The organism is Arthrobacter sp. P4_F11, assembly GCF_056401395.1.
The window spans coordinates 165523-174633 of record NZ_JBFUJK010000010.1 but is presented as its reverse complement, the minus strand read 5'-3'; the positions used below and the strand labels follow the sequence as shown (position 1 = coordinate 174633).

8 protein-coding genes and 1 pseudogene are annotated in these 9111 nt (G+C 68.8%); 4 read left to right on the top strand and 5 right to left on the bottom strand.

Annotated elements, in window-relative coordinates; genetic code table 11:
* The 4 genes and pseudogenes from AC1DRO_RS13160 to AC1DRO_RS13145 all read right to left on the bottom strand — a co-directional run.
* Window positions 1–659: pseudogene (locus AC1DRO_RS13160) on the bottom strand (hypothetical protein); the annotation flags it as partial.
* Window positions 660–826: 167 nt separating this feature from the next.
* A complete protein-coding gene (locus AC1DRO_RS13155; protein ID WP_079552845.1) occupies window positions 827–1129 on the bottom strand; it encodes a hypothetical protein in 303 nt (100 codons plus the stop codon).
* Window positions 1130–1187: 58 nt separating this feature from the next.
* A complete protein-coding gene (locus AC1DRO_RS13150; protein ID WP_028278253.1) occupies window positions 1188–1412 on the bottom strand; it encodes a DUF3107 domain-containing protein in 225 nt (74 codons plus the stop codon).
* 61 nt (window positions 1413–1473) lie between these two features.
* The gene (locus AC1DRO_RS13145) at window positions 1474–2121 is read right to left on the bottom strand and encodes a TetR/AcrR family transcriptional regulator (RefSeq protein WP_279294506.1); all 648 of its coding nucleotides are present in this window, start codon (window positions 2119–2121) and stop codon (window positions 1474–1476) included.
* Window positions 2122–2278: 157 nt separating this feature from the next.
* On the opposite strand from AC1DRO_RS13145, the gene moeB reads away from it, so the two are divergent.
* On the top strand, window positions 2279–3502 hold the full coding sequence (gene moeB / locus AC1DRO_RS13140; protein WP_476951129.1) for a molybdopterin-synthase adenylyltransferase MoeB: 1224 nt from the start codon (window positions 2279–2281) through the stop codon (window positions 3500–3502).
* Window positions 3503–3587: 85 nt separating this feature from the next.
* A complete protein-coding gene (locus tag AC1DRO_RS13135) occupies window positions 3588–4736 on the top strand; it encodes an SDR family NAD(P)-dependent oxidoreductase (RefSeq protein WP_476951128.1) in 1149 nt (382 codons plus the stop codon).
* Between the two features lie 38 nt (window positions 4737–4774).
* Here AC1DRO_RS13135 and AC1DRO_RS13130 read toward each other — a convergent pair whose 3' ends face one another.
* On the bottom strand, window positions 4775–6169 hold the full coding sequence (locus tag AC1DRO_RS13130) for a glutamyl-tRNA reductase (RefSeq protein WP_476951127.1): 1395 nt from the start codon (window positions 6167–6169) through the stop codon (window positions 4775–4777).
* Window positions 6170–6339: 170 nt separating this feature from the next.
* On the opposite strand from AC1DRO_RS13130, the gene hemE reads away from it, so the two are divergent.
* Window positions 6340–7512, top strand: a complete 1173-nt coding sequence (gene hemE / locus AC1DRO_RS13125) for a uroporphyrinogen decarboxylase (RefSeq protein WP_476943551.1) — start codon at window positions 6340–6342, stop codon at window positions 7510–7512.
* Window positions 7513–7516: 4 nt separating this feature from the next.
* Window positions 7517–9043 (top strand): protoporphyrinogen/coproporphyrinogen oxidase, encoded by a 1527-nt coding sequence (locus tag AC1DRO_RS13120; RefSeq protein WP_476951126.1) that lies wholly within the window; start codon window positions 7517–7519, stop codon window positions 9041–9043.
* Window positions 9044–9111 lie beyond the last annotated feature (68 nt).

Genomic DNA, 9111 nt, shown 5'->3' with positions numbered 1-9111 from the left:
AGCTCCGGGTGCACGGGCGCCATGGGCCGGCCGCCGAGTCCCTGCCGGGGCAGCAGCGTGTCGGCCAGGCCGAGCCGGCGCCTGGCCTCCGCGGCGCCGATCCGCAGCCGCGCCCGCAGGAACTCCACCGTGTTCCGGTACCCGTCATCCAGCACCGATTCCGGCACCGCCGACTCACCCGTTCCGGGGGTTCCGGCGGGAGCAGCCGCAACAGACGTGCCGGAGGGAACCAAGGACAAGGACGTGCCGGAAGGATCCGAGGCCAAGGAAGTGCCGGCGGGTTCCACGGTTCCGGGTGCGCCGGTCTGCCACCCGGCGGGGCTCTCACGCCAGCCGGTGGTCCACGCGGTGACCGCCCCCGCTACAGCCCCCGTGCCCGCGGCGGCGGACTGCTTCCTGGTCCGGTCCACGGCGGCCGCCGCGACGAGCTGCAGATACTCCACCGCGCGGGAGACTTCCTCCACGCTGCCGGCGAAGTCCGACGCGGCCCGGAATCCCCACGACCCCGCATCCTCCACCGCCGTCGAACCCACAGCCCGCAGCGCGGTCAGGGCGGCGTCCAGACCGGATTGCCCGACCGGGGCTGCACCCCGGTCCGTGCCCTGCGCCTCGTCCTCGCAGGCGGTGAGATCCCTGATGAAATCCCTGACGGCTTCCATGGCTCGAGTCTATTTGAGGGCTCCGACAAAAGTGATGGGCACGGTTCCGCCTCGGAGTGACTCCGGTGCGGTGCACCCGGCCGAACCCCAAACGAACTGTGACCACGCACCCCGTTGGGTGCGTGGTCACGGTTGCGCGCGGAAAACAGCTGCGCGGGGATAAAGAGCTAGAGCTTCAGGATGCTGGTGAGCCGCTCGGTGTCCTGCCGCGTCCGGGCCTTGCCGAGGTACACCACGGCCGCGATCGAGGCCGCAGTGCCCAGGACCATCGGCAGAATCCACGGGATCCAGGTCAGGCCCGGCTGGTAGCCGAATCCGGCCGCAATGAAGATGATCCAGCTGAGCATACCGACGGATGCAGCAACTCCCGCGGGGACGGCGACGCCGTACTTCTGGTGGCGCTTGTCGTTGGCCCACACCACGAAACCCGCAGCCACGGTCACCATGGCGACCACAATCAGGGAAAGCATTCAGGACACCTCACGATGGAGAAACTGCGATGAAGGAACGGTGGTGGGAAGAACGGGGCTAGAGGGCACCGAAGCCGACGCGGCGGGCCTCTTCTGCGCCGATTTCCACGTAGCCCAGAACATTGGCGGGGACGATCACCAGGCGGCCTTTGTCGTCCGTCAGCCGCAGTTCGCTGCCCTTGGCGATCGCGTCGCCAACTACCTTGGCGACGGCTTCGGCATCCTGCGCCGATTCGAGGACAATTTCGCGGCCAATGTTTTGAATACCAATCTTTACTTCCACAGCAAGGCCTCCCAGCCAATCAACGTCCAAAAAATGTCTAAGGTCAATCTCTAGTTGTAGTCTAGGTCTCTTTGGGGAAGCGGGAGATTCCGCGCCAAGCTAAACGGTAGATGAGGTCACTGGCTACATCGAGATCCAGGTTCCCGTCCGTTTCCAGCCAATACCGTGCGCTCACGTGGGCCATGCCAGCGAGTCCGCGGCCCAGCAGCTGGGCCTCCAGCTCAGGCAGTTTGGTGTCCTCGGCGATGACGTGCGCGACGGCGTCGGCGAAGGTCTTGTTGAACGTTTCCAGCCGCGCGCTGACGTCGGGATCGTTAATCAGGTCCGACTCGAAGACGAGCCTGTGGGCCTGGTCGTCGTGCGCGATGAAGCGGAAGTAGGCGCGCATGACGGCCTGGACGCGCTCGTCATTGTCTGTGGTGGAGTTCAGGGCGCCAAGCAGGAGGTCGGTCAGCTTGCTGAGGTGGCTGTCCAGCAGAGCCAGGTAGAGGTCCCGCTTGGAGGGGAAGTGCTGGTACAACACCGGCTTGCTGACGTGGGCGGTCTCGGCGATCTCGTCCATGGCGGCACCGTGGTAGCCGTTCGCCACGAAAACTTCCTGCGCGGCCGCCAGCAGCTGCGCCCGGCGTTCGTCGCGGGGGAGGCGGGCCGAACGTTGCCCGCTCCGCGGCTGCACTGCCGTCGGCTTGCCGGACTCGTCCCGCTCCAACGGTGCCTGATGAACCACTGTCGGCCTTCTTTCCCTTAATTCACCCCATTGCGCGCAATGGCAATCGTCTGCATTTTGTACTGAACTACCTTGCACTCAATTACACCTTACGCGCGGGTAATATGACCTGGTGGTATCTTCGGGCATAGATTGAAGTATGGCTTCCAAGTTCACCGCCGCCGGTGCCCCCGCAACCCCCCAGACGAAGCTGGGTCCGCAGCCCGGACCGCTGGTCGACCCGGCTGCGGACCTCAGTCCGGACGAGGTGGAACGCTACTCGCGGCACCTGATCATTCCGGAGATCGGCGCGATCGGCCAGCGACGCCTCAAGAACGCGAAAGTCCTGGTGATCGGTGCCGGTGGCCTCGGCTCCCCGGCCCTGCTCTACCTCGCCGCCGCGGGGGTCGGCACCCTTGGCATCGTCGATGACGACGACGTCGACCTCAGCAACCTCCAACGCCAGATCATCCACGGTGTCGCGGATGTGGGCCGGCCGAAAATCGAGTCGGCTCGCGACGCCATTACGGCCCTGAACCCGCTCGTGGATGTCCGGCTCCACAACGTCCGGCTCGACGCGTCCAACGCACTGGAACTCTTTGCCGGCTACGACCTGATCCTCGACGGCGCCGACAACTTTGCCACGCGCTACCTCGTCAACGACGCCGCCGCCATCCTCGGCAAGCCCTACATTTGGGGATCGATTTTCCGTTTCGACGGCCAGGTCAGCGTCTTTTGGGAACAGTTCGGGCCCACCTACCGGGACCTCTACCCGGAGGCGCCGCCGCCCGGATCCGTGCCGTCCTGCGGCGAAGGCGGCGTGTTCGGCATGCTGTGCGCCGCCGTCGGAGCGCTGATGGTGACCGAGGCGGTCAAACTGATCACCGGCGTCGGCCGGTCCCTGCTGGGCCGGCTGGCGCTCTATGACGCGCTGGGCGGCACCTGGCGCGAGATCAAGGTGACCAAGGACCCGGCGGCAGCACGAATCACCGAACTCACCGACTACGAGGCCTTCTGCGGGATCACTCCAACGGCGGATGCCGGTACCGAGCACACCGTGACGGCGACCCAGCTCGCCACCATGCTGGCCTCCCGCAAGGCCGGCCTCAAGGACTTCCACCTCGTGGACGTGCGGGAGCAGGGAGAATACGAAATCGTCCGCATTGAGGGCTCGGAGCTGATCCCGCAAAGCCGCATCCTTGCCGGCGAGGCGTGGCAGGAACTGCCCCAGGATGCCGAAATTGTCTTCCACTGCAAGGCCGGAACACGATCCGCCGCCGTCCTGTCCGCGGCCCGCGCCGCCGGGTACGGGCGCGTCAGCCACCTCGAAGGCGGCATTCTCGCCTGGGTAAGGGACGTGGAGCCCGGGAAACCGGTGTACTGAGCCTTGGCGGGCCATATGGCCAGCAAGGCCGCGATACCGCACAACACGCTCCGCCGAGCGGCGCCCTAAAACGAAAGGCTTGGTCATGAGCGAGGAAAATGTCGTGAAAGAGGAAGACGCCGTGAGCCAGGAAAATGCCGTGAGTCAGGAAAATACAGTGACGTCCCAGCGCAAGATTGGCTCCGGGTTCGGCCGGGATTCGACGGCGGCCGACGTCATTGCCGGCATCGACCTGACCGGGAAGACCGCTATTGTCACGGGCGGCTACTCGGGGCTGGGCCTGGAGACCGTGCGGGCGCTGGCCTCCGCCGGCGCCACTGTCGTGGTGCCGGCCCGGCGGCCCGAGCATGCCCGCGACGTCCTGGCCGCGGCGGGGCTGACGCCGGCAACGGCTGGCGGCGGCGTCAGCGTCGCCGAGCTGGACCTTGCGGACCTGGCCAGTGTGAAGGCGTTCGCCGCCGGCTTCCTGGCCGGCCCGGCGACCGAAACGGCACCTGGCCCGGCGGCCGGAACGGCACCTGGCGCGGCGGCCGGAACGGCACCTGGCGCGGCGCCGGGCTCAAGCCGCAGCCTGGACATCCTCATCAACAACGCCGCCATCATGGCAAGTCCGGAGCAAAGGGTGGGACCCGGCTGGGAATCACAGTTCGCCACGAACCACCTGGGCCATTTTGCCTTGACCAACCTGCTGTGGCCGGCGCTTGCCGCGGCGCAGGGAGCCCGCGTGGTCTCGCTGTCCTCGACCGGCCACAAGCTCTCGGCCATTCGCTTCGATGACATCAATTTCGACGCCGGCTACGACAAGTGGCGTGCCTACGGCCAGGCCAAGACGGCGAACGCGCTCTTCGCCGTCCAGCTCGATGCCCTGGGTCGGAACTTTGGCGTGCGCGCCTTCGCAGTACATCCCGGCGGGATCATGACGGAGCTGCAACGGCACCTGCCGCGGGAGGAAATGATCGCCGCGGGCTGGATGGACGAGCACGGCAAACTCGACCCGCGGTTCAAGACACCCGCGCAGGGCGCCGCCACCTCGGTCTGGGCCGCGACGGCGCCGGCGCTCGAAGGAATGGGCGGCGTCTACTGCGAGGACTGCGACATCGCCGAAGCCACGGTGCCGGGATCGCCCGAAGCCAGGATCAGGGGAGTGGATGCCCACGCGGTGGACCGGGAGGCGGCCACACGGCTCTGGCAGGTGTCGGCCGAAATGACCGGGATCAACGCTTTCCCCGGATAATCCAGGGATAAGCCGCGGTGCGGGGAGGCGCGGGGCAGCTACGCGGTTTCGCGGATGTCGCCCGCTGCGGGGCTCGGGTCGCCGGGGTTATGGACACCGGGGTTGTGGACAGCGGCGTTGTGGTCCACGGGGCACGCGGCCCCGGAACCGGCGGCACCTGCAACCGTTGCGCCGGCGGTGGGCTCCACCGTGATGCCGTACAGCGCCTCAAGACCGGCAATGTAGGCGTCCTGCTGTCCGTTGGAGGCCAGTTCGCGGGCCCTGACGGTGGGGACGTGGAGAAGCTGTTTCACCATGCGGCGCAGGGCAAATTCGACTTCTTCGGCGGCGGCCGTGCAGCCGTGCCGGGCCCGGACCTTTTCCATTTCCGCATCCAGGACGTTCATCGTGTGGCGGCGCAAGGCGACGATCGCCGAGTCGACGCTCCTGGCCTCGCGCTCCTGCTCAAAGGCGCTGGCCGCCCCGGCCACGATGCTGCTGGCCTGTTCGAGCGACTCGGCCTGTTCCTGCGGTGCGGCCAGCCGGACCGATTCCAGCGTAAGCAGTTCAACGCCGTCGAGGTCGCCGACCGCCGGGTCGAAGTCATGGGTCAAAGCGAGATCGATCGCGATCAGCGGCTGGGGCGAGTTCGCCCGGATCCGGGCAAGTTCGTCCGCTTCGACCCGGCTGTCGGAGCCGCTGCAGCCGATCATGACGTTGGCGGCGGCAACTGCGCCCGGAAGCGTGTCCTCGTTCAGTGCCGTGCCGCCCCGGGTGGCGACGAAGCCGGCGGCGCGGCCGGAGGAGGAATAGACAAAGACATCGGTGCAGCCACGTTCCCGCAGCAGGGACATGGTGGCACCGGCGTAGGCGCCGGTCCCGAAGACGACGGCTTTCTTGGCGGACCAGTCCGGGTTTTCCGACAGGTCCGTGGCGAGGTCAAGGGCCACGGAGACGATGGAGAGCCCGCGCGAACCCAACGCCGTCTGGGCACCGACGTCCTTCGCGGTCTTGGACGCGGCCTGGAACAGCCGGACCAGGCCGGAGCTGGCAGTGCCCTCGTGTTGGGCCGTGATCAAGGCGCGGCGCACCTGCCCGGCAATTTCCCGTTCGCCCACCACGGCGGAGTCCAGCCCGGAGCTGACCGAGAAGAGGTGCTGGCTGACCTCGGCGCCGGTGCGGGTGCTGAAGGCGCGGGAGACGAGCTGATCGTTGAGTCCGCTGGCGCCGCTGATGTGGGTGATGAGGGCCGCCCGGGCCGCGGCGACGGCGTCCGGATGGGGGGCTTCGCCGTAGATTTCAAGGCGGTTGCAGGTGGCAAGGACAACGGCACCCGCCACGGCCGGCGATCCGGCGAGGGCGGATGTGGCGATCCCTGAAGCACCGGTGCTCAACTGAGCAACGGTTTCGAGGTCGATGTCGGCGTGTGTAGCCACCAATGAAAAAAGAACCACAGCATCACCATCATAGCTTTTTCGCGCCCGTGTAGAACAACTGTCCGGGCGTGGGCTCAGGCACCCTGGCCTGTGATTCCCGCCACGACGCGGCACTCGGGGCCGGTGTCAGAGCCGGCGTGACAGGCTGTCGTTATCTTTTGGCCACAAATTTGGGCACAATCGAAGTCATGACTCCAAGCGCTGCGGCACGTGCCGGCACGACCACATTCAGTACGTCCGACAACGGCGCAGCCGGCAATGCAGCCATTGACGGCGCCGCCACAGACGGCGCCGCCCGCGGCCTCGACGCCGGCCACCCGCTGATGGACGGCCGCACCGCGGATTCGCCGCTGATCACCGCCTACCGCGGCGGCAAGCCCTCCCGTCGTCCCGTCTGGTTCATGCGCCAGGCCGGCCGCTCACTGCCCGAATACCTCAAGGTCCGTGAGGGCGTCGCGATGCTGGACTCGTGCCTGCGCCCCGAGCTGGCCTCAGAAATCACCCTGCAGCCGGTCCGCCGCCACGATGTCGATGCCGCCATCTTCTTCTCGGACATTGTCATCCCGCTCAAGCTGGCGGGCGTCGGAGTGGACATCGTGCCCGGCGTCGGACCCGTCCTGGACAAACCGGTCCGCACGGCCGCTGACGTTGCCGCCCTGCCGCAGCTGACCTGGGAGGCCTTGGAGCCCATCCGCGAAGCCGTCCGGCTCACGGTGGCCGAGCTCGGCAGCACCCCGCTGATCGGCTTCGCCGGTGCGCCCTTTACCCTCGCCGCGTACATGGTGGAAGGCAAGCCTTCCCGCGACCATCTCGGCCCGCGCACCATGATGCACGCCGACCCCGAAACCTGGACTGCCCTGGCCAACTGGGCCGCCGATGCCTCGGGGATGTTCCTCCGCGCACAGCTGGAAGCCGGCGCCTCCGCCGGCCAGCTCTTCGACTCCTGGGCCGGTTCGCTGGGACTTGCCGACTACCAGCGCTTCGTTGCGCCGGCGTCGTCCCGTGCCCTGGACCATGTCCGGCACCTGGGCGCACCCCTGATCCACTTCGGCACCGGCACCTCGGAACTGCTCGTCGCGATGCGCGACGTCGGCGTCGACGTCGTGGGGGTCGACTACCGGCTGCCGCTGGACGAAGCCAACCGCCGCCTCGGCGGCACCGTCCCGCTGCAGGGCAACATCGACCCGGCACTGCTTTCGGCGCCGTGGGAAGTCCTCGAAGCCCACGTCCGAGAGGTGATCGCGGCCGGCTCCGCGGCGCCCGGGCACGTCCTGAACCTCGGCCACGGTGTGCCGCCGGAGACGGACCCTGAGGTGCTCACGCGCGTCGTCGAACTCATCCACTCCATCGCTCCGGAGTAGGGGCGTGGACGCAGGCGCCGCCGGGACTCCCGTGGAAGGTACCGCCGTTGTGATCGGGGGCGGGATTTCCGGACTGCTTGCGGCACGGGAATTCGCCCGGGCCGGGGTCCGCACCACCGTCCTGGAGGCCGGCGAGGCCTGGGGCGGCTGTGTCGGCAGCCATGTCGTGGCCGGACTGACCCTGGACAGCGGTGCGGAGTCTTTCGCCACCCGCACCGCCGCCGTAGCCGATCTCGCCGCGGAGCTGGGGCTGGCCGGCGGGATCGTCGTGCCGAACCCCGGCGGGGCCTGGGTCCAGTTGCCTGACGGCCCCCGGGAACTGCCTAAGACCGGTGTGCTGGGCATCCCGGCGAGCCCGTGGGACCCGGAAGTCCGCCGGTCGCTGGGCCTGCTGGGATCCCTCCGCGCCTCCGTCGACGCTGTGCTGCCGGCCTCGCTGGGCACCGCTGACGGGGCAACGAGCGTGTCAGCCCTGGTCCGCCGGCGGATGGGCAGGCGGGTCCTGGACCGGCTCGTCGCACCGGTGGTCGGCGGCGTGCACTCGGCCGACCCGTCGGTGCTCGACGTCGACATGGTGGCCCCCGGTCTGCGGGCCGGCATCCGCCAGCATGGTTCCCTCGCCGCCGCCGTCGCGGCCCAGCGCAGGGGAGCGGCGGCCGCCACGGGCGGCCCCCCCGGACCAGCCGGACCGTCCGGAGCAGGCCAGGCCGGCGGGCTCCAGAAGGCCGGTTCCGCCGTCGCCGGCCTTCGCGGCGGCATGCACACCCTCGTCGCCGCCCTGCTGGCCGATCTGCGTCAGCGCGGAGTCATCCTGCTGCCCGGCACCGCGGCCCGGTCAGTGCGGCGCACCGCCGACGGCTGGCGCGTGGCCACGGACCAGGCCACTTTCGACGCCGGGCTCCTCGCGATTGCGGTCGACGGTCCCGCCGCCGTCGGGCTGCTTGAGGAGTCCCTGCCGGAACTTGCCGGCCACCGCCCCGATGCCGGACCCGACGTCAGCCTTGTCACGCTCGTAGTGGACCTCCCGGCCCTTGACGCGGCGCCACGCGGCACCGGCGTGCTTGTTGCGCCGCAGAGCCCGGGTGTGCAGGCCAAGGCGTTGACGCACGCCACCGCCAAATGGGCGTGGCTGGCGGAGCAGGCAGGCCCGGGACGGCATGTGCTCCGGCTCTCCTACGGGCGGAGCGCAGCTCCAGGGGCTGTTACTCCCCGGGCATTGCCCGAGTCCCGCGGCGGCGGACTGGCCGCGGCGCCGCGCTCCGACGATGAACTTTTCCGCGCAGCCCTTGCTGATGCGTCGGTCCTGCTGGCAGTGCCAGTCGGCGCCGGGGACGTGGCCGATTGGGACGTGGTCCGCTGGGCCGGCGCGCTGCCGTTTGCGTCCCTGGGCCACAGGCAGCGCATCGCGGCCGTCCGGAGCGTCTGTGCCGCGGACGGCACGCTTGCCGTGGTGGGTGGCTGGCTGTCCGGCAATGGCCTGGCAGCGATCGTGGCCGACACCCCGCAGCAGGTCCGCGCCCTGTTGTCCTGAACGTTGTCCTGAACGCGGCTGCGCTGAATGTGGCTGCGCTGAATGTGGTTGCCTCAATGTGCGTGCGC